Here is a 20,871-nt window from a genome sequence, read left to right as displayed (position 1 = left end):
CGGCCTGGATGGCTCCACCGCGCCCTTCGCCTTTTGGCGGTGAGCTGTGGAGCCACCGTGCCCCCCAATATCCCCTCTTGCGATCTCTAGGACTTAGCAAACGCTAAGCCCAAGAAGTCGCTTTCTCCCCCGCAAGGGGGGAGATGATCGGTGGCCACCATTCGCATCGGAGCATCAGTCGAGACTCTCCCCCTTGGCGGGGGAGAAAGCGAAAACTTGGGCTTAGCGCAGCTAAGTCCTTAGTTTTCGCCAGAGAGGGGGGCGTGGGGAGCCACGTGAGATGACCGAGAGAGCTATTCAGCCGGCGCAGGGTGCGCGTCGGTCTCGGCGGCACCTGCTGCCGCGAGTTCCCGCCTCAGCCGCTCTTCTTCAAACGCCTTGGGCTTCGAAAACCGGGCCAGCAGCAGATAGGCGACCGGCGTCAGGTAGAGCGTCGCGACGGCCGCGAGGCTCAGCCCACCGACCATGATCCAGCCGAGCGCGGCACGGGCTTCCGAGCCGGCGCCGCCGGCGATGATCAGCGGCACGCCGCCGAGCACGGTGGCGATCATGGTCATCACCACCGGCCTGAGCCGGATGTTGGCGGAGTTCTCCACCGCCTCGCGCACCGATTGGCCGCGATCGCGCAGCTGGTTGGCGAACTCGACGATCAGGATGCCGTTCTTGGCCATGATGCCCACCACCAGCACCAGGCCGATCTGGCTGTAGACGTTGAGCGTCACCCCGGTCAGCAGCATGGCGAACACCGCGCAGGCGAGACCGAACGGCACGGTCGCCATGACGATGATGGCGCTCCAGACACTCTCGAACTGCGCCGCCAGCACCAGGAGGATGACGATCAGCGCGAAGCCGAAGGTGATCAGCAGCCCGTTATTGCTCTCGCCCAGGGTCTTGGCCTCAGCCATCGGCACGATGGTCGCGCCGTCAGGCAAGAGCGGCTGGGCGATGTCCACCGCCTCGGTGTAGGCGTCGCCGAGGGTGAAGCCATCGCTGAGCGCTGCGGTAACGGTCACGGCGCGGCGCTGCTGTTCGCGACCGAGCGAGGGGGCGATCGGCGCTTCGGTGAGCGACGCGATGGTCGACATCGGCACGTAGCGGCCGTCGGTGGTTTTGATGAAGATCGACTCGAGGTCGCCGGGGTCGTTCACCGGGCTCGAGGTCGAGGTCATGCGGACCGAATAGCTGGAATCGTTGATGAACACGGTGCCGACATCGGAGCCATCGATCATGGCCTGCATGGTGGTGCCGAGCCCATTGATGTCGATGCCCAGTTGCGCCGCCTTCTCGCGATCGATGGTCAGCGTCATCTGCGGTTGGGTGGTCTCGTAGTTGACCGAGACGCGGCCCCATTTCTCGTCTTTTTCCAGCTCCGCCTTCACCTTGTTGGCGGCATCGGAGAGGGTCTGATAGTTGTCGCCGAGCAGGGCGAACTGCAGGCCGGAGCCGCCGCCGCGCACGCCCAGGCTGTTGCCCTGGCGGATATTGGCGCGGACACCCGGCACCTGCACCAGCTGCTGGGTGATCTCGGCGGCGATCTGCTGCTGGGTGCGGGTGCGGTGCTCCCAATCGGCCAGCGTCATGATGATGAAGCCCGAATTGGTGTTCGAGCCGAACCCCGAGATCGAGAAGATGCTCGTTGCCTCGCCGCTGTCCTTATAGGGCTGCAGCATGTCCTCGATCTTCTGCATCTGGGTGCGGGTGAAATCGAGGCTTACCGTTGCCGGGGCGCTGACGTTGATGGCAACCTGGGCGCGGTCTTCGGGCGGGGTGAGTTCCTGCTTCAGGGTGCCGAACACCGCCCAGGCGGCGCCGGCGAACAGTACGGCGATGACAATCACCACCAGCGAATTGTCGAGCGCCAGCTTCAGGGTGCGCCGGTAGAGCCCGGCCAGCACGCCGCCGAAGCGTTCGAGTGCGTTGGGCGGCCGTTCGACATGCGGCTTCAGCATGCGCGACGCCATCATCGGCGCCAGCGACAGCGCGACGACCGCCGACAAGCCCACCGAGATGGCGAGCGTGAAGCCGAACTCGCGGAACAACAGGCCGGTCTGGCCGGGGAGGAAGGAGATCGGGATGAACACGGCGGCCAGCGTCAGCGTGGTCGCGACCACCGCGAAGAACACCTCCTGGGTGCCCAGCACCGCTGCAGCGCGGGGCCCCAGGCCCATGCCGCGCCGTCGGGTAATATTCTCCAGCACCACGATCGCGTCGTCGACGACGAGCCCGGTGGCGATCACCAGCGCCAGCAAAGTCAGGATGTTGAGCGAGAATCCGAAAGCATAGATTCCGGCAACCGTGCCGATCAGCGCCACCGGCATGGTGACCGCCGGAATGATGGTGGCGCGCCAATCGAGCAGGAACAGGAAGATGATGACGATGACGCCGACCACGGCGATCAGCAGCGAGCGCTCGACCTCGTGCACGGCGCCGGCGATGAACACCGACTCGTCGGAGGAGATCTTGATGTCGACGCCCGGGGGCAGGGTGGTCTTCAGTTCGGCGACGGCGGCCTTCACCCCCTCGGAGATCTGCATGGTGTTGGATTGCGCCTGCCGCACGATGCCGAGCCCAATGCCCGACTTGCCGTCGCTGCGGAGGCCGGAATTGGCGGCGGCCGGCGAGAACACCACGCTCGCCACGTCGCCGAGCCGGGTGGTGCCCTTTACCACGATGTTCTCGAACGCCTCGGGGGTGTTGACCTCGGCGATGGCGCGGATGGCGATGTTCTGGTTGGTGCCGTTGAGCGAACCGGCGGGACTATCGAAGGCAATGGTCGAGAGCGCGTTGCGGATGTCGCCCACGGTCAGTCCGAGGCTCGCGAGCTTGATCTGATCGACATCGATCTCGAAGCTGCGGTTCTGCGTGCCGTTGACCTGCACGTCGGCGACGCCGGTCACCGCGGCAAGCCGCTCGGAGATGGTGTTTTCGACCAGCTCGGTCAGCTCGTCCTTGCTGAGCGTGTCCGAGGTCACCGCCAGCTGGATGATGGCCTGGGCGTTGGCGTCGGCCTTGACGATGGTCGGGGTCTCGGCGCCATCCGGCAGACGGTTGGTGATCCGGCCAAGCGCATCGCGGATATCGGAGGTGGCGTTATCGAGGTTGGTGCCGTCGTTGAAGGTCATCGAGACGCGGCTGCGACCATAGGACGAATCCGACGAGATCGACGCAACGCCCTGAATACGTGCCACGACGCCCTCGATGGCCGAAGTGATTTCGCGATCGACCGTCTCAGCCGCCGCGCCCGGAAAGCTGGTGGAGATCGAGAGGGTGGGGCGCTCGACGCTGGGCAATTCGCGGATCTCGACGCCGAAGAAGGCGGCGAGGCCGGCGACGATGATCAGGCAGCTGACGACAATCGCCAGCACCGGCCGCCGGACGAACAGCCCGGCAACGGCGCCACCGCGTTCGTTCTGGGTCTGGATGCTCATGCGGAGGCTCCCAGGTGGTGGTCAACTGAGAGAGACGGCCCCCTCCCGGCCTCCCCCATGAAGGGGGAGGTGAAGAGTCGAGGCTGTGGCTGGATCGTGCCAAACGCTCGGTGCGGCACCTCCCCCTTCATGGGGGAGGATGGGAGGGGGCCGTCTGCTTCAGTGATCCTCACGACGGATTTCCTTCCGTCGGCCGCTTTCGCCCTTCGCCCTGGCTGTCCGAGGGTTCATCCAGCAACCGCACGCTCGCCCCGGCGGTGAGCTGCTGCACGCCCTGCGTCACCACCTGGTCGCCTTCGGTGAGCTCGGCTTTCACCAGCACGCCATCGGAGTTGCGCTGGATGATCTCGACCGGCACGCGCTCCACCTTGCCTTCGACGAACTTCCACAAATAGCTGCCGGCGCTCGACCATTGGATGGCGAGCGGGTCGACGGAAGGGAACTGTTCGCCGGCAAAGCTCATCGAAACCGAGAACGACATACCGGGTTTCAACCGGCCTTCGTCATTGGGGATGGCGGCTTCCACCTTCAGCGTGCGGCTCGCCGGATCGATGCGGTTGTCGACGGCGCTGACTTCGCCGGCGATGGTCTGGCCGGGCAGCGCCACGGCCGCCGCGGTCAGCGGCATGCCGGTGGTGATGGCCGAGGCGTAGCGCTCAGGCACCCAGAAGCTGACGAGGATGTGCGAGGTATCCTCGATGGTGGTGACGACGCTCTGCGAGGTGACGGTGTTGCCGGCGCTGACCTGGAACAGGCCCACCGTGCCGGCGATCGGCGTCGAGATGGTGCGTTTGGCGAGCGCCAGGTCGGCGTTCTGCAGTTCCAGCCGGGCATTGTTGAATGCCAGTTGTGCCGCCGCGACCTGCACGGTGGTGGTGTTATTGGCCTTGGCCAGTTCGTTGGTGCGGTCGAGCGCCACCTGCGCGTCATCGAAAGCCAGCTTGGCGCGTTCCTGGGCGATCTGCTCGGCATCGGCGTCGAGCCGGCCGATCACCGCGCCCGCAGTCACTGCGTCGCCGGGGCGCACCGTCAATTCGGCGAGCGTGCCGCTGGCCGGCGACACCACGGTCACCGAGTGTGCCGCAGCGCCTTCGCCGATCGAGGTCAGCTTGTCGTTGATGGTGGCGAGCAGCACGGGAGCGGTGACCACCACCATGGTGCGATTGCCGCCGCGCCCGCCGCCCTGGCCACCACCACCGGGACCACGTTGGCCACCAGCCTGCTGCTGGCCCGGCGCGCCGCCAGCTGGGCCCGTCGCGGCTTCAGCCGGTTCGCCGAAGGGCAGGGTGATGCCGAAGCGGGCGAGCGTCTCCGAAGCGCCGGGCACGAAGAAGACGTAAGCGACCGCGGCCGCTCCTATGACGACGAGCGAAAGCAGCAATTGCCTGAACAAGCGACCGAATCCTAAACGAGATGTGCCCCAGCCGGATCAGGGGCAGAACGGCGCGAACGATAGCATCGGCACCCGGCGCTTCACATTAAATCGCCGTAACGTTGGGGTGATCCTCCCCCGCGTGGCGGGGTAACGGATGAGCGAAGGGCGCTCACCGTTTGGATGAGCGCTTCAGTGCGGCGAAAGCTGTTCCAGCCGCGCTGCCAGCCACTCGTGGCCGCCCTCGCGGGCATAGCTCGCCGCCGAGCCGTCCTTGGCGCTCAGCTGCCCCGGGTCAGCGCCGAACAGCAGCAGCAGCCCGACGATCGCGGCGTCGCCGTGCATGGCGGCGGCATGCAGCGGAGTGAAGCCATCCGCCTGTACCCGGTTGGGGTCGGCGCCGGCGCGCAGCAGTTTTTCGACCATTGCCGCGTTGCGCTTGGCGGTCGCGGCATGGATGGCGGCGACCTGCTGTGGGTTCTTCGCCGCTTCGTTGACGTCGCGGGTCAGCGGCAGCAGCAGCTCGAACGCCTCGGCATTGTCGAAGAAGGCGGCGAGCCCGAGCGGGGTAAAGCCATCGGCGGAGAGCGCGTTGGCGTCCCAGCCGCCGGCCAGCGCCACCTCCAGCCGCTCGCCATCGTTGAGGATGATCGCCTCGTGCGGATCGAGCTCGCCGACATGGGCCCGCACCGCCGAGATGGCGCCGACATTGCCCATATAGGCGGCCCAGGCCACCAGCGAAGCGCCGCTCGGATGCCGCGCATGCGCCAGCTCCGGGTCATGCGCCAGCTCGGCGCGGAGGCCATCGAGGTCATTGCTGGCGATGAGAACGAAGGGATCGCTCATCGGGAGAGCATAGCGCCGCTTGCCGAGCGGTTGAAGCCACCCGGTGGCGTGGGGAATCGGCGGAGGCAGTGGCGTTACGCTGGCCCAAGGATTCATCGGCGCTCTCCTGCAGCGACCCGGGGGTAACGCCGAAGGGGCTTGCGTGTTCCCTCAGCTAGTGCGAGCGCGCGGCGCTCGGCGGGGTCGGGTTGATGCGGCTCCAGGCCCGGCGCAGCTGGCGGGAGGAGGCGAAGCCGGTGCGTTCGGCGATGTGCTCCATGTCGAGGCGGGTTTCGCTGAGCAGTTGCTGGGCGAGCGCGACCCGCAGCCGGTTGACGTAATCGGGGATGCTCATTCCGGCATGCTCGTTGAACAGGCGCGAGACGTGGCGGGGGCTGGCAAAGGCGATTTCGGCCAGGGCGTCGAGCGACCAGTCGCGCGCCGGGTCGGCGGTGATGGCATCCTGTACCCGGTGGATGGCCGGGTGGATGTGGTTGCGACCTTCGAGCCAGGGCGAGAGCTGCGGGTCGGTGCCGGCGCGGCGCAGATAGACGACGAGGAAGCGCGCCACGGCTGCCGCCGTCGCCGGGCTCACCAGTTGGCCGATAATGTGCAGCATCAGGTCGATGCCGGCAGTGATGCCGGCGCTGGTATAGCGCTCGCGATCCTCGACATAGAGCCGGTTCTCCAGCACGCGGGCGGTGGGCGCGGTTTCGGCGAGCAGCGCGCAATCGGTGAAATGCGTGGTGCAGGCGTGGTCATCGAGCAAGCCGGCGCGGGCGGCGAGCAGGGCGCCCGAGCAGATCGACGCCAGCCGGATGCCCGGCCGGATATTGTGGCGCAGCCAGGCGACGATTTCGTCGGAGCCCTGCAGCGGCGCTTCGATCGCTCCCAGCCGCTCGGCGCCAAGGATCAGCTCGGTATCGCCTGAGAGCACCACCATGGCGTGGTCCTCGATCGCCTCGGGCAGCGGCGCGATGCCGCTGACCACGAGGCCGATCGAGCTGGTGACTTCGGGCAGGACCCCGACATAGCGGACATCGAACTGGACTTCCGACTGCAGCTGGTTGGCTTTGCGCAGGGCCTCCATCGGCCCTGCTACATCGAGCAGCAGCGTCCGCGCCGGCAGCACGACATAGACCGGGATTTTCCGCGGGACGGGGCTCACGCGGCAGCGGCTTTCGGCGCGCCGGCTAGTGCCTCGGCGATGCTGCAGACGCGGGCGAAGCGGCCATCGAGCACCGCGGCGGTGCGGGCCTTCAGCTCCTCGACGCTCCAGGTGCGGCCGGTCTTGTCGGTCAGCGCCATGGTGTGGGTCGCCTCGGTGACATAGTCGACCTGCCAGCCAAGGTCGGAGGCATGGCGCGTGGTGGTCTCGCAGCACTGCTCGGTGCGGATGCCCGAGACGATCAGTCGGCGGATGCCGTTTTCGGTAAGCCAGACATCGAGCCCCGAGCCGACCAAAGCCGAATGCCGGGTCTTATGGAATTCCGCATCGGGCGTCAGCTGCAGTTCGGCGAGCGGACGAACAAAGCCCGAGGCGAGCGAGAAGATGCCCTCAGGCTCGACATGCAGCACGCGGATGACGGCATGACCCTTGGCCCGCGCCCCATCGATCAGCGCCTGCTGATTCCTGAGGTAGGTGGCGTAGTCGGTCTCGAACCAGTTCTGGCGCTGCCGGAACGATTCCTGGGCATCGATGACGAGCACGGCGGTATCGGACATTTCTGGACCTCGTGGGGCTGGATGATGGCCGAAGGGTAGGGCGCTTCGAGGATGCCCGAAAGGCCGGGCCGGGACAAGGAGCGGACAGAAAAGGACATCACTTCGGCCGGTGGTGGCGACCCCCACCCCTGTCCCCTCCCCGCAAGGGGGAGGGAGACGTCAACTGAGATGCCGGTGTTTTGTTCTCCCTCCCCCTCGCGGGGAGGGGGGCGGCTTGCACCGGCGCTTTTTGCGTTCACCCGGCCATGCTAACCTCCGCCCAACGAGGATACTTCATGACTATCGACGACAGGCCGCGGATCGTTGGCGGCGGCCCCAAAAAGCTGCTCTACACAGTCGACACCATCCGCCGGATGGGCGTCGGCAAGGCCGCCAAGGCGCTGACCGCGCATAATACCTGCAAGGCCTGTGCCTATGGCATGGGCGGGCAGAAGGGCGGGATGACCAATGAGCTCGGCGAGTTTCCCTCGGTCTGCAACAAATCGGTGCAGGCGCAATCGACCGATATCCAGCCGGCCATCCCGAACGAAGCGTTCCTCCATCCGCTGAGCGACCTGCAGCAGCTCTCGGGCCGCGAGATGGAAAAGCTCGGCCGGCTCAACACGCCGCTGTTCAAGGCAGCCGGCGCCGACCGCTATGAGCCGGTGAACTGGGATTTCGCCATCGCCCACGCCGCGGCGCAGCTGAAGGTGACCGATCCCAACCGCAGCTTCTTTTATTCCTCCGGCCGCTCGTCCAACGAGGCCGGCTTCGTATTCCAGCTGCTGGCGCGGGTCTGGGGCACCAACAACGTCAATAACTGCTCGTATTACTGCCACCAGGCGACCAGCGAGGGCCTGGCCACCACCATCGGCAAGGGTACGGCAACCGTCGAGCTCGAGGACCTGACCGGCGCGGACCTGATCTTCGTCATCGGCGCCAACCCGTCGTCGAACCACCCGCGCTTCATCCACATGCTGAAGCATTGCCGCGACCGCGGTGGCGACGTGATCGTCATCAACCCGGCGAAGGAGCCGGGGCTGGTGAAGTTCGCGGTGCCGAAATCGCCGACCTCGATGCTGTCAGGGGGCACCGAGATCGCCTCGGACTACCTGCAGCCGCGCATCGGCTCCGATATCGCGCTGTTCAAGGGGCTGATGAAGGCAGTGCTGGCGATCGGCGCCGAGGATCGGAGCTTCATCGCGCAGCACACGGTCGATTTCGAGGCGCTGCGGGCTGACCTCGAGGCGGTTTCCTGGGAAGAGATCGAGACCATCACCGGCCTGCCTCAGGCCGCAATCGAGCGCGTCGCTACCCGCTACGCCAACCGGCAGAATGTGGTGTTCGCCTGGGGCATGGGGATGACGCACCACCTGCATGGGGTGGAAAATGTCGAAGCCATTGCCAACCTGGCGCTGCTTCGGGGGATGATCGGCAGGCGCTATTCCGGCCTCCTGCCGCTGCGCGGGCACTCGAACGTCCAGGGCATCGGTACCATAGGGGTGAAGCCGGTGGTCTCCGAGCAGGTCTTCGTTGCCATGGAACAGGCGTTCGGGGTCAAACTCGGCCGGTCCAAGGGGCTCGACACCATGGCCGGGCTCGAAGCCGCAGCGCGCGGCGAGATCGACAGCGCCGTGATCATGGGCGGGAACCTCTGGGGCGCCACGCCCGATACCGCCTTTGCCAGCCGCGCCATGGCAGCGATCGGCTTCAAGCTGTTTCTCACCACCACGCTGAACCGCGGCCATGTCCATGGCTTGGGCGCCGGGGAGGTGCTGATCCTCCCCGTCACTGCCCGCGACGAGGAGTGGTCGTCGACGACGCAGGAATCGATGTTCAACTTCGTCCGCCTGTCGGATGGCGGCATCGAGCGGCTCGATAATGTGCGGCCGGAAACGGTGATCCTCTGCGATCTCGCGAAGCTCCTGCTGCCGGATAGCCCGGTGCCCTTCGAACTATTCAAGGAACACCGGCAAGTCCGTGAAGTCATTGCGAAAGTCGTGCCGGGTCTGGAGCAACTGGCCGATATCGATGTGGCGAAGCGCGAGTTCCACATCAAGCACCGCGTCATGCACACGCCCGAGTTTGGCACGCGCGACGGCAAGGCGCATTTCGTCGTCACGCCACTGCCCAAAGCCGCCGCGCCGCTGACCCTCGCCACGGTGCGCTCGGAAGGGCAGTTCAACACCATCATCTATGAAGAGCAGGACAGCTACCGGCTGAAGGCCGGGCGCGACGCCATCTTCCTCAACCGCGAGGATATGGCGGCGTTCGGGGTGCGCGACGGGCAGCGGGTCACCATCGCCTCCGATACTGGGCGGATGGAGGGCACCGCGATGGCCTTCGACCTGCCGCGCGGTTCGGCCCTGGCCTATTATCCCGAAGCCAATGTGCTCTGCGGCACGGCGGTCGATCCGCGCTCGAAGACCCCGGCGTTCAAATCGGTGCCGGTTTGGATCGAGAGTTAGCGCTACCCACTGGGATAAGCCCACACGCTTGGCCCCCTCACCGGTGTCATCCCAGCGAAAGCTGGGACCCATTTCGCAGCCCGAGCCAGAGGTGAGTTGGGTCCCAGCTTTCGCTGGGATGACATCGAGTGGGTGGAGCCAACTGTGCCGGCATGGTGAAGTGTCGCGCCGAGCTTGCCGGCCCACTGAACTCGGATAATCTCCCCCTCGGGAGTTCGGGGACGAACAATGAGCGACGATAAGCAGGGACAGCCGGCGCCGGACGTGGATCGCCCCGGCGAACGGGCCCGGGCGTTCAACGCTGCCATGGCGACGCTGGGTATTGCGATCGTCGTCTTCATCGTTGGTGTCGTCGTCGGCTTCCCGCTGGCGACGTTCGGGGTGGAGTTCGTCACTGCCAATGGCGGGCTGGTGTTCGGGCTGCTGTTCGGTTTCCTCGTCCTGGTGCTGGTCATCACCGCGGTGTTGATGATCTTCCGGCGGCAGATCTGGGAGAGCCTGTTCAAACGCAGCGAAGTGGAGATGGAGCGCTTCGCCCGGCCGCTCTCGGAAGTCGCGCGCTTTGCCGCGCAGCAGAAGGTCGCCGAGGCAACCGATTCCGCCCGCGATCTCGCCGAGCTGGTGCTGGCCCGCTACGCTTGGGTGTCGACCCGGCGCTGGCTGATGGCGACGATCACCGCCTTCATCGCGGCCATCGCCGCGCTGGCGGGGTCGGCGCTGCTGTTCCAGCAGAACCAGCTGCTGCGCACCCAGATCGGGCTGATGCAGGACCAGAACGGGCGCATCGAAGAGCAGAACCGCTTCATCCAGAGCCAGATCGAGCTGGGCGAGGCGCAGCGCTCCACCTCGATCGTGCCGGAGATTCTGGAGATCGGCGCGCAGGTGGCGCAGGAAGTGGCAGGGTTCAACACCTTTGCCGGCGACCAGCCCGCCATCGCGCTGCTGAGCCCAGGGCTGCGGGCTCGCATTATCGCGGCGACCACGGCGGCGCGGCCCTACCGGTACCTGCGCAACCCGCTGACCGATCTCGACGAGAACCTCCTGATGTCGTCCGGCCTGCTGCGTCGGACCGACCTTGCTGCATCGGCGACGGTGCGCCAGGAGCTCGATGCGGCCAGCGGCGCGGTGCAGTTCGCGGGCGAGCAAAATGGCGTGATGTCGGATCGGCCGCTGTCGCCGGAGCGCGGCCAGATCATTGGACTCTTGATCTCCAACGGGCTCACCGATTTCTCTACCTTGAACGGCGCCGATTTCAGCTTTGCGGAGGTGCGGTCGGCGAGCAGCGGCAGCGCCATCCGCTTTCACTTCGCGGCGCTGCGCTTTGCCAATTTTGATCGGCAATTGCTGGTGGGCGCAGAGTTCGACGGGGCCTATCTCGAGCATGCGCGGTTCCGCAACGCCAACATCAACTACACGCGCTTCACGGCGGGCGAACTGCCCTCGATCAGCGGCGGCGCAGGGTTGAAGCAGTGGGCGCAACTGTCAGGGGCGGATTTCTCCGGCGCCATCCTGAAGCACGCCTCGTTCGACGGCAGCCGCGGTTTCGGCATCAATTTCGATGGCGGCGTGGTGCACAACACGACGTTTGCCGGGACCTCAATGGCCGGCAGCACGTTCCGCAACACCATCTTCGGGGTGGTGGATTTCAGCGGCGCCGACCTCAAGAGCGTCGATTTCGACGGCGCCATTGTGTTCGATGCCGGCTTCCTCGATACCGTCGCGCAGCAGGCGGCGCCGGAGAGTTTCGTGCGCGACCGGTTCGAGATTGCCCCGATTGCCGCCGAGGAGTTTGCCCGCCACCAGCGCTGGTCCGATGCGTGGCTGGACGGGCTCGAGGCCAAGCAGGCCTATCGGATTACACGTGTAGGAGCATTCGAGTGAGCGGCTTCCCTAAACAGACCTTCGAGTTTCTCGCGGGGATTGCAGCGCATAACGAGAAGGCGTGGTTTGATGCCAATCGGCCGCTCTACGAGGCGGGGTATGTGGAGCCGGGCAAGGCGTTCGTCGCCGAGATCGGGCCAAAGCTCAAGGCGATCTCGCCCGAGGTGCAGTTCGACCCCAAGGTCAACGGCTCGATCTCGCGCATCAATCGCGACATCCGCTTCAGTAAGGACAAGCGGCCCTACAAGCAGCACCTGGGCCTGTGGTTCTGGCATGGCGAGAAACGCAGCTGGGACCGGCCTGGGTATTACGTGCATGTCGAGGCGGAGCGGGTGTTCCTCGGCACCGGCATGTATGGCTTCGACAAGGAGACGCTCGACAGTTTTCGCCAGTCGATCATCCATCCGCGCTCCGGCAAGGCGCTGGTCGCAGCGGTGGCGGCGGTGAAAGCCAAGGGCGGCTACAACATCGGCGAGAAGACGCGAAAACTGATGCCACGGGGTTTTGAGACGGACCCGGAGCGCGCCGAGTTCCTGCTCTACGAGGGGCTGACCGCAGGGATCGAGCTGTCGGCGAGCGCGGCGGCGCAGCCGGACTTCGCGGAGGTCTGTGTCGAGCACTTTGCCAACACTGCGCCGATCACGCAGTGGTTGATCGCCGAGGTGGCGGGGTAGGGCGCGTTTCACTTGGCGACGATGGGTCCCCTCCCTCCCCTTTGAGGGGAGGGATTGAGGATGGGGGTGGTGCGGTGATCACCGATGGACCCCCACCCCCCACCTCTCCCCTCCTAGCGGACGCGTAGCGCCGCGGGGGGAGGGGAGCAGAAGGTGCGCCGCTCACCCATTCCGGAACGCATACCCATACCCATTCAGGGCAGGGGCGCCGCCGAGGTGGGCGTAGAGCACCTTGCTTCCATCAGGGAAGAAGCCCTTCTGCACCAGGTCGATCATCCCCTGCATGGATTTGCCCTCGTAGACCGGGTCGGTGATCATGCCCTCGAGCCGGCCGACGAGGCGGATCGCTTGTTTGGTTTCCTCCGACGGCACGCCGTAGATCGGATAGGCGTATTCTTCCAGCAGCACGACGTCGTCACCAACGATGGGCAAGCCGAGCTCGACCAGTTCGGCGGTGCGCTGGGCGATTTCCAGCACCTGGGCGCGGGTCTGCTGCGGCGTGCATGAGGCATCGATGCCGATGACGTTGCGGGCCCGACCATCGGCGGCAAAGCCCACCAGCATGCCGGCGTGAGTGGAACCGGTAACGGTGCAGACGACGATGTAGTCGAACTTGAAGCCGAGCTCGGCCTCCTGCGCCCGCACTTCCTCGGCAAAGCCGACATAGCCGAGGCCGCCGAACTTGTGCACCGAAGCGCCGGCGGGGATCGGGTAGGGCTTGTCGCCCGCTGCCTCGACCTCGGCGATGGCGTTCTTCCAGCTGTCGCGGATGCCGATATCGAAGCCGTCATCGACCAGCCGCACATCGGCGCCCATGATGCGGCTCAGCATGATGTTGCCGACCCGGTCATAGACGGCATCCTCGTGCGGCACCCAGCTCTCCTGCACCAGCCGGCACTTGAAGCCGATCTTGGCGGCCACCGCCGCGACCATGCGGGTGTGGTTGGACTGCACGCCACCGATCGACACCAGCGTGTCGGCGCCGGAAGCGATGGCATCGGGGACGATGTATTCGAGCTTGCGCAGCTTGTTGCCGCCGAAGGCGAGGCCGGAGTTGCAATCCTCGCGCTTGGCATAGAGCTCGACGCCGCCACCAAGATGAGCGCCGAGGCGGTCGAGCTTTTCGATCGGGGTGGGCCCGAAGGTGAGGGGATAGCGAGGGAATTTCGCGAGGTTCATGGCAGGGCTCCTTGAGCTCAAAGTCTGACTCGAGACTAGCAATTGTCTCGCGAAGGGTGCTTTCAATGTTGGTGTGTCGGTTGCTCCGGACGGCCGCCAGAGGCGACCCGCTGATGCGCTATCTGCCGACGATGAGGATCAGAATGAAAGAATCTTCCGCCACCGATCTCGACCGCATCGACCTCAAAATGCTGCGCGCGCTGCAGCGCGATGGCCGGATCAGCAATGCCGATCTCGCGGCGGAAGTCGGGGTCAGCGCCGCGACCTGCCACCGGCGAACGCAGCAGCTGATCGAGGCCGGCTATGTCTCCGGCTTCCGGGCGGTGGTGGCGCCGCAGAAGGTCGAGCTGGGCACGCTGGTGCTGGTCGGCGTGGTGCTCGACCGCTCGACGCCCGAGAGCTTTGCCGCCTTCGAGAGCGCCGCGGAGAGGCTGAAATTCGTGCTCGATTGCCACCTGGTGGCCGGCGACTTCGACTATTTCCTGAAGATCCGGGTGCGCGACATGGCCGATTTCAACCGCCTGCACGGCACGCAACTGATCGGGCTGCCAGGGGTAAGGCAGACCCGGACGTTCTTCGTGATGAAGGAAGTGGTGGATGGTCGGGCGCTGGAGTTTTGAGTGGACACCGGCCGTCTCCCTCCCCCTTGTGGGGAGAGATTTAGGGTGGGGGTGGCCACACGCGCCGTGCGTGGGGCATCCCCCMCCCAGCTACGCGACGGACTTGGCTGGCGCCAAGTCCTGCTTCGCTACCCTCCCCACAAGGGGGAGGGAGAGGGAGAGGGCCAGCGTCTGCCGGTCCCCGCAGGTACCCGGAAAGCACTATCCCACCGGATACGCCACATAAGCAAACCGCCGGCTGTCCGGCGCCCAGGAATTGACGTTGATCGTCCCCTGGCCGCCGTTGAAGCCGATGATGTCGCGGGTGCCGGTGCCGTCGGGGCGCATGAAGCGGAGGATCACGTCCTTGTCGGCGGGGTGGCCCTTGGTGCCGGGCGGGTAGCTCAGATAGGCGATCGACTGGCCGTCGGGTGAAAAATGCGGGAACCAGTTCACCCGCTCGTCGAAGGTGACCTGCGTGAGCTCCGAACCGTCGGTGCGCATCTTGAAGATCTGGGCGTGGCCGGGCGAGCCCTGCTCGGAGTTGAACCAGATCCATTGGCCATCGGGCGAATACTCGGCCCCATCATTGGGCACCAGCACGTCGGTCAGCTGGGTATCCGGGCCGCCGGCGGCCGGGATGGTCCAGATGTTGACCTTGGCCCACTGGTTATCGGCCACGGCGTTGATCCCGACATAGGACAGCGTTTTGCCGTCGGGCGAAATGCCATGGAGGTAATAGTGGTGGCGGTGCGGATAGCTGTTCGATACCCGCCGCGGCGTGCCGCCGGTGATCGGCAGGGCATAGAGGTGCCCGTCGTCGGAGCTCACATAGACCGTGGAGCCATCGGGCGACAGCACATGGTCGTTGTTGAGGTCGCTGAGGTGACCGGTGTCGAGCTTCTCGATCTCGCCGCTGCCGTCAGCGGCGATGGTCCAGAGCTCGCCGCCGGCGTTGAACACCAGGGTCTTGCCGTCGGGCGTCCAGTTCGGGGCTTCGATGATCTCGTCGGCGGTGAACAGCACCTGCCGGTTGCCGCCATCGCTGTCGATGATGGTCAGTTCCGACACCTGGCCGGGCAAGAGGCTACGGCCACGGCGGGCGAAGGTGGGTCTCTGCGGCACGTCGAATCCTCCCCTTGGTGTTCCGCGACTTTGTGACCCGTCGGCGGCAGCGGCGCAACACATCCACCCGGTGTTGCCCCGCGCGGCGGGTTCCCCTACATACGGCGCTCGATCTTCCAGGGTTTAGCGGCGGGAGCAGTGCCCTCATGGCGCGCCAGTTCATCTATCACATGCACGGAATGTCCAAGGCCTATGCCAGCGGCAAGAAGGTGCTCGATAATATCCACCTGAGTTTCTACCCCGACGCCAAGATCGGCGTCCTGGGTCCGAACGGCTCGGGTAAGTCGACGCTGTTGCGCATCATGGCCGGCATCGACACCGAGTTCACCGGCGAGGCCTGGGTGGCCGATGGCGCCAAGGTCGGCTACCTGGCGCAGGAGCCGCAGCTCGACCCGGCGCTCGACGTCAAGGGCAACGTCATGACCGGCGTCAAGGAGAAGAAGGACGTCATCGATCGCTACAACGAATTGATGATGAACTATTCCGACGAGACTGCCGACGAGGCGACGCGGCTGCAGGACATCATCGACAGCCAGAACCTCTGGGATCTCGATAGCCAGGTGGAAGTCGCCATGGAGGCACTGGGCTGCCCGCCGGGCGAGGCATCGGTCGATACGCTTTCGGGCGGCGAGAAGCGGCGCGTGGCGCTCTGTGCGCTGCTGTTGTCGAAGCCCGACCTGCTGCTGCTGGACGAACCGACCAACCATCTCGATGCCGAGACCACGGCGTGGCTCGAAAACCACCTGCGCGAATTCGCCGGCGCGGTGCTGATCATCACCCACGATCGCTACTTCCTCGACAACGTCACCGGCTGGATCCTCGAGCTCGATCGCGGCCGCGGCGTGCCCTACGAAGGCAACTACTCGGCCTACCTCAATGCCAAGGCCAAGCGCTTTGCGCAGGAGCAGTCGGAAGATGCGGCCCGCGCCAAGGTGCTGGAGCGCGAACGCGAGTGGATGGGGCAGAGCCCGCAGGCCCGCATGGCCAAATCCAAGGCGCGTATCCGCGCCTATGACGAGCTGGTGAAGGTCAACGAGGCGCGCACCCTGTCGAGCACCGCGCAGATCATCATCCCGCCGGGCGAGCGGCTCGGCCAGAACGTCATCGACATCGACGGGGTCACCAAGTCCTACGGCGACCGCGTGCTGATCGACAACCTGACCTTCAAGCTGCCGCCGGGCGGCATTGTCGGCATTATCGGCCCGAACGGGGTCGGCAAGTCGACGCTGTTCCGGATGATCACCGGGCAGGAGAAGCCGGATTCGGGCGCCATCACCGTCGCCGACAACGTCAACCTCGGCTATGTCGACCAGAGCCGCGATACGCTGGCGCCGAACAAGACGGTGTGGGAGGAAATCTCGGGCGGCAACGAGATCCTGATGCTGGGCAAACGCGAAATGAACTCGCGCGCCTATACCTCGGCGTTTAACTTCAAGGGCGCCGACCAGCAGCAGAAGGTAGGGAACCTCTCAGGCGGGCAGCGCAACCGCGTCCACCTCGCCAAGATGCTGAAATCGGGCGCCAACGTGCTGCTGCTCGACGAGCCGACCAACGACCTCGACACCGAAACCCTGGCGGCGCTCGAAGAAGCGCTGGAGGAATTCGCCGGTTGCGCCGTCATCATCAGCCACGATCGTATGTTCCTCGATCGGCTGGCCACGCACATGCTGGCCTATGAAGGCGACAGCCATTTCGAGTGGTTCGAAGGCAACTTCCAGGATTACGAGCAGGACAAGATTCGGCGCCTGGGCGCGGACTCGGTGAACAACCACAGGGTCACGTACAAGAAGCTGACGCGGTAGGTAGACCCGCGGGCGAGACGGGCCGCCTCTGCTGGCCCCGTCTCGTCCGTCACCGCCCTGGAATGCTGAAGGTGCAGTTCGTCCAAAGTTCTTCCACGTGCCGACGGTGCATCGATCTGTTGTGGGCTAGATCGAAATTGGTGCCGTTTAGCCAGAGGTAAAGCGCCTCAACGACCTGTTCGGTCTTTTCCAAAAGGACCTTCTCGTCACCATACTTAGCGGGCTCAACCACACCGCGTTGCTCGGCTCTCGTCTTGTCCAGGGCATGTGCTAGGTGCTTGTCCCGCACGTTCCTAACTCGTGACAAAATTGGCGATGACGCAACTTCTGCTATCTGGCGTCGGAGTTCGGTCAGGCTGCGACGCGCGTCGTCAACTTGCGCATTGCCGAACGGCCAATCGGACTGAATGGCTCTCAGATGTGTCTCGATTACTTCGTCGTCGTCAATTAGCGCGTGCACAGTCAAGACGCTGTTGTGATGGAGAGTGGCGTCCGGTCTGTCCCAGAATGTGCAGATCTGTACCAGTTCCATCCGCAACATGGATTGTTGCAGGGAATTGAAAGCGTTTGCGGCGAACGATCGGGGGATTTGTCCCGTTAGTGTCGGCGAGTAGACGATGAGCCGGTTGTGCTCCGACAAAACAATGAGATCACTAATTCGGTCTGCAAGCGCCTTGGTCTTATCTAGCGCCAAACGAAGACGCTGGTGGGCATCCAAACCGGACACCGCTCTGGCTGCATTCGAACGCTCTTTAGGTTCACTCATTGCGATTGCCTGCACGAATGGAAGCTAAGCATGCCCAAGTGGCCGCATAGCCCGACTCCCCCGCTGCCGGAGTGAGTGAAGGATTTAGTTCAGCCAAGGCCATCGGGGCCGCAGCGCAATAGCGCTATGCTGCGTCCTGTGTCGCCGCCCGGGCCCCTACTCCTTCTCCCCCTCGAGCCGAAGCATGTCCCCGCCTTCGCCCAGCGAGATCAGGCCCGTCTTGGCGTAAAGGTCGAGCTTGGCGCGGGTGTCGGCGATGTCGAGGTTGCGCATGGTCAGCTGGCCGATGCGGTCGGCGGGGCTGAACGGGGCATCCTCGACCTTTTCCATGCTCAGCCGCTCCGGCGCATAGGTGAGGTTCGGGCTTTCGGTGTTGAGGATCGAGTAGTCGTTGCCGCGGCGCAGTTCGAGCGTCACTTCGCCGGTGATGGCGTTGGCCACCCAGCGCTGCGCGGTCTCGCGCAGCATCAGGGCCTGCGAGTCGAACCAGCGGCCCTGGTAGAGCAGGCGCCCCAGGCGCATGCCGCTGATGCGGTACTGCTCGATGGTGTCCTCGTTGTGGATGCCGGTCACCAGGCGCTCATAGGCAATGTGCAGCAGCGCCATGCCCGGCGCCTCGTAGATGCCGCGGCTCTTGGCCTCGATGATGCGGTTCTCGATCTGGTCGCTCATGCCGAGGCCGTGGCGGCCGCCGATGGCATTGGCTTCGAGGAACAGCGCGACGGGATCGGCAAAAGTCTGGCCATTCAGCGCCACCGGCTGGCCCTCGGCGAAGCGCACCACCACCTTCTCGGCCGGAACGTTCACGTCGTCGCGCCAGAACGGTACGCCCATGATCGGGTTGACGATCTTGATGCCGCTGTCGAGGCTCTCGAGATCCTTGGCCTCATGGGTGGCGCCGAGGATATTGCTGTCGGTCGAGTAGGCCTTCTCGGCGCTCATCTTGTAGGCGAAGCCGTGCGCGGTGAGGAAGGCCGACATCTCGGAGCGGCCACCGAGCTCGTCGATGAACTGCTGGTCGAGCCAGGGCTTGTAGATGCGCAGGTTCGGGTTGGTCAGCAAGCCGTAGCGGTAGAAGCGCTCGATATCGTTGCCCTTGAAGGTCGAGCCGTCGCCCCAGATGTTGACGCCGTCTTCCTGCATGGCCGAGACCAGCATGGTGCCGGTGACGGCGCGCCCGAGCGGGGTGGTGTTGAAGTAGGTGATGCCGCCGGTCGAGATGTGGAAGGCGCCGGACTGGATGGCGGCGATGCCCTCGTGCACGAGCTGGGTGCGGCAATCGACGAGGCGCGCGTTCTCGGCGCCGAAATCCATCGCCTTCTTCGGGATCTCGTCATAGTCGGCCTCGTCCGGCTGGCCGAGATTGGCGGTGTAGGCATAGACCTTGGCGCCCTTCTGCTTCATCCACAGCAGGGCCGCACTGGTGTCGAGGCCGCCGGAGAAGGCGATGCCGACTTTTTCTCCCTTGGGCAGGCTTTTCAGGATCGTGCTCATCGGGGCTCCAGTCGGCTCGAAAGGTTGGCTAGGACGCAACTGCCGGGGCGAATAACAAATTTCGCATCGCTCGCATAGGAGCGGGGTGCATCGATTCTGCCGCCGGCTGGGCGTTGCGGATGTGCGACTTGACGGCGGCAACGCTGGGATCGAGAAGTCCGGGCAACAACACGGGGTGTACGCCATGGCTGACTGGTCGCCTTCCACTTACCTGAGGTTCGAGGACGAGCGGACGCGGCCGGCGCGGGACCTGCTGGCGCAGGTGCCATTGGTGGCGCCGGGACGGGTGGTCGACATGGGGTGCGGGCCGGGCAACTCGACAGAGCTGCTAGTGGAGCGGTTTCCAGATGCGCAGGTGATCGGGCTCGACAGTTCGCCCAACATGCTGGCCGAGGCGCGGCAGCGCGTGCCGCAAGCGAGGTTCGACGAGGCGGACGCCAATAGCTGGGTGCCGGAGCCGGAGACCGACCTCGTTTTCGCCAACGCCATCTACCAATGGGTGCCCAAGCATCTGGTGTCGCTCACCCGCGTCGCTGCCGCCCAGCCGGAGGGCGGTGTGCTGGCGGTGCAGATGCCCGACAATATGGCTGAGCCCTCGCACCAACTGATGCGGCAACTCGCCGCCGATGGCCCGTGGAGCGAGCGCTTGAAGCAGGCAGCCCGGGCGCCGCTGCTGCCGGTCCGCGTCTACTACGATGCCCTGCGTCCCACGGCGCGCCGCCTCGATATCTGGCACACCAACTACAACCACGTGCTCGACGGTCCCGAGGCGATCGTCGAGTGGGTCAAGGCGACGGGGCTCCGCCCCTTCATCGATCCGCTGGAGCCAGCCGAGCGCGAGGAGTTCCTCGCCCGCTACCTCGAGCTGATCGCCGTGGCCTATCCGAGGACGGGCGATGGCAAGGTGCTGCTGCGCTTCCCGCGGCTGTTCATCGTGGCGCTGAAGTAGGGGCGGCACGGCGGCCGCCCCCTGAGGCGGCTCAGGGGCTCCTGCGCCAGACGATCACCGGGCCATCTTCCGGGTCGACGCGCTCGCCGGCGCGGACAAAGCCGTTGGCGGTGAGCACCTTCTGGGAGGCGAGATTATCGAGCGCGGTCTCGGCCACGACAGTGCCGACGCGCGGGTCGGCCTTGGCCCAGGCGAGCAGGTCGGTCACGGCGCGGGTGGCAATGCCGCGGCCCTGGCTGGCCGGAGCGATGCCGTAGCCGATGGTGACGGCGTCCTCGTCCGGGGGCCGGATCAGCGAGAGGAGGCCGACGACGGTGTCGTCTTCGACCACCAGCCAGGCGGCAGGCGCAAAACTCGCGCGTATGGTGGCAGCAAGGTCGCCCAGCATGGCCAGCACCTCCGGCGGGGCGATGTCGGCGACAAGGCGCAGGTTTCGGGGGCCGCGGCCTCGTGTGAGGGCGGCAAAGTCGGAAGCAGTTGCTTCGATCAGCATGTTGGTTCTCGGCAATGACATGGGGTGGCGCCAGCAAGCTGGCGCGGCACGAGCCGAGCGACGGAAATCAGGCGTCAGCGAACACGTTCAGCTAAGGCCATCCTGCCGCGCG

At 65.5% G+C, this 20,871-nt stretch carries 16 protein-coding genes; 6 read left to right on the top strand and 10 right to left on the bottom strand.

What is annotated here, in order from left to right; genetic code table 11:
* Positions 1-293 precede the first annotated feature (293 nt).
* The 5 genes from ASC68_RS13890 to ASC68_RS13870 form a co-directional block, all read right to left on the bottom strand.
* The gene (locus tag ASC68_RS13890; protein ID WP_055880226.1) at positions 294-3,428 is read right to left on the bottom strand and encodes an efflux RND transporter permease subunit; all 3,135 of its coding nucleotides are present in this window, start codon (positions 3,426-3,428) and stop codon (positions 294-296) included.
* A gap of 169 nt (positions 3,429-3,597) precedes the next feature.
* Positions 3,598-4,821, bottom strand: coding sequence for an efflux RND transporter periplasmic adaptor subunit (locus ASC68_RS13885; protein ID WP_082528162.1), 1,224 nt, complete (start codon positions 4,819-4,821; stop codon positions 3,598-3,600).
* A gap of 171 nt (positions 4,822-4,992) precedes the next feature.
* A complete protein-coding gene (locus ASC68_RS13880) occupies positions 4,993-5,646 on the bottom strand; it encodes an ankyrin repeat domain-containing protein (RefSeq protein WP_197421220.1) in 654 nt (217 codons plus the stop codon).
* A 154-nt stretch (positions 5,647-5,800) separates the two neighbouring features.
* The gene (locus ASC68_RS13875; protein ID WP_055880216.1) at positions 5,801-6,793 is read right to left on the bottom strand and encodes a helix-turn-helix domain-containing protein; all 993 of its coding nucleotides are present in this window, start codon (positions 6,791-6,793) and stop codon (positions 5,801-5,803) included.
* The gene (locus tag ASC68_RS13870) at positions 6,790-7,350 is read right to left on the bottom strand and encodes an isochorismatase family protein (protein ID WP_055880213.1); all 561 of its coding nucleotides are present in this window, start codon (positions 7,348-7,350) and stop codon (positions 6,790-6,792) included. The genes ASC68_RS13875 and ASC68_RS13870 overlap by 4 nt, the downstream gene beginning before the upstream one ends.
* Positions 7,351-7,625: 275 nt before the next feature.
* Here ASC68_RS13870 and ASC68_RS13865 point away from each other — a divergent pair, with 275 nt between their 5' ends.
* The 3 genes from ASC68_RS13865 to ASC68_RS28980 all read left to right on the top strand — a co-directional run bounded on the left by ASC68_RS13865 (position 7,626) and on the right by ASC68_RS28980 (position 12,352).
* The gene (locus ASC68_RS13865) at positions 7,626-9,797 is read left to right on the top strand and encodes an FdhF/YdeP family oxidoreductase (RefSeq protein ID WP_055880210.1); all 2,172 of its coding nucleotides are present in this window, start codon (positions 7,626-7,628) and stop codon (positions 9,795-9,797) included.
* Positions 9,798-10,025: 228 nt separating this feature from the next.
* Positions 10,026-11,678: a pentapeptide repeat-containing protein gene (locus ASC68_RS13860; RefSeq protein WP_055880209.1), complete on the top strand. Its 1,653-nt coding sequence runs from the start codon at positions 10,026-10,028 to the stop codon at positions 11,676-11,678.
* Positions 11,675-12,352: a DUF2461 domain-containing protein gene (locus tag ASC68_RS28980; protein WP_055880206.1), complete on the top strand. Its 678-nt coding sequence runs from the start codon at positions 11,675-11,677 to the stop codon at positions 12,350-12,352. Before ASC68_RS13860 ends, ASC68_RS28980 begins: the two co-directional genes overlap by 4 nt.
* 162 nt (positions 12,353-12,514) lie before the next feature.
* Here ASC68_RS28980 and ASC68_RS13850 read toward each other — a convergent pair whose 3' ends face one another.
* Entirely contained in the window at positions 12,515-13,531 is a 1,017-nt protein-coding gene (locus ASC68_RS13850) for a 1-aminocyclopropane-1-carboxylate deaminase (protein ID WP_055880204.1), read from the bottom strand.
* Positions 13,532-13,674: 143 nt separating this feature from the next.
* Between ASC68_RS13850 and ASC68_RS13845 the strand changes: the two genes are divergently transcribed.
* The gene (locus ASC68_RS13845; protein ID WP_055880203.1) at positions 13,675-14,151 is read left to right on the top strand and encodes an Lrp/AsnC ligand binding domain-containing protein; all 477 of its coding nucleotides are present in this window, start codon (positions 13,675-13,677) and stop codon (positions 14,149-14,151) included.
* Positions 14,152-14,352: 201 nt separating this feature from the next.
* On the opposite strand, the gene ASC68_RS13840 is transcribed toward ASC68_RS13845, so the two are convergent.
* Complete coding sequence (locus ASC68_RS13840; protein ID WP_055880201.1) at positions 14,353-15,255, bottom strand: PD40 domain-containing protein; 903 nt, start codon at positions 15,253-15,255, stop codon at positions 14,353-14,355.
* A gap of 146 nt (positions 15,256-15,401) precedes the next feature.
* Here ASC68_RS13840 and ettA point away from each other — a divergent pair, with 146 nt between their 5' ends.
* On the top strand, positions 15,402-17,057 hold the full coding sequence (gene ettA, locus ASC68_RS13835; protein ID WP_055880198.1) for an energy-dependent translational throttle protein EttA: 1,656 nt from the start codon (positions 15,402-15,404) through the stop codon (positions 17,055-17,057).
* 49 nt (positions 17,058-17,106) lie between these two features.
* Here ettA and ASC68_RS13830 read toward each other — a convergent pair whose 3' ends face one another.
* Together ASC68_RS13830 and argG are read right to left on the bottom strand one after the other, a co-directional pair.
* Entirely contained in the window at positions 17,107-17,823 is a 717-nt protein-coding gene (locus ASC68_RS13830; RefSeq protein WP_156387333.1) for a hypothetical protein, read from the bottom strand.
* Positions 17,824-17,979: 156 nt separating this feature from the next.
* Complete coding sequence (argG, locus tag ASC68_RS13825; protein WP_055880194.1) at positions 17,980-19,317, bottom strand: argininosuccinate synthase; 1,338 nt, start codon at positions 19,315-19,317, stop codon at positions 17,980-17,982.
* Between the two features lie 184 nt (positions 19,318-19,501).
* On the opposite strand from argG, the gene tam reads away from it, so the two are divergent.
* Positions 19,502-20,266 (top strand): trans-aconitate 2-methyltransferase, encoded by a 765-nt coding sequence (gene tam, locus ASC68_RS13820; protein ID WP_055880191.1) that lies wholly within the window; start codon positions 19,502-19,504, stop codon positions 20,264-20,266.
* Positions 20,267-20,297: 31 nt separating this feature from the next.
* On the opposite strand, the gene ASC68_RS13815 is transcribed toward tam, so the two are convergent.
* Positions 20,298-20,759 (bottom strand): GNAT family N-acetyltransferase, encoded by a 462-nt coding sequence (locus ASC68_RS13815; RefSeq protein ID WP_082528160.1) that lies wholly within the window; start codon positions 20,757-20,759, stop codon positions 20,298-20,300.
* Positions 20,760-20,871 lie beyond the last annotated feature (112 nt).

Source organism: Devosia sp. Root105 (assembly GCF_001424865.1).
Taxonomy (GTDB): domain Bacteria; phylum Pseudomonadota; class Alphaproteobacteria; order Rhizobiales; family Devosiaceae; genus Devosia_A.
The sequence above is the reverse complement of the archived record's forward strand: the minus strand, read 5'-3'. Positions and strand labels throughout refer to the sequence as shown.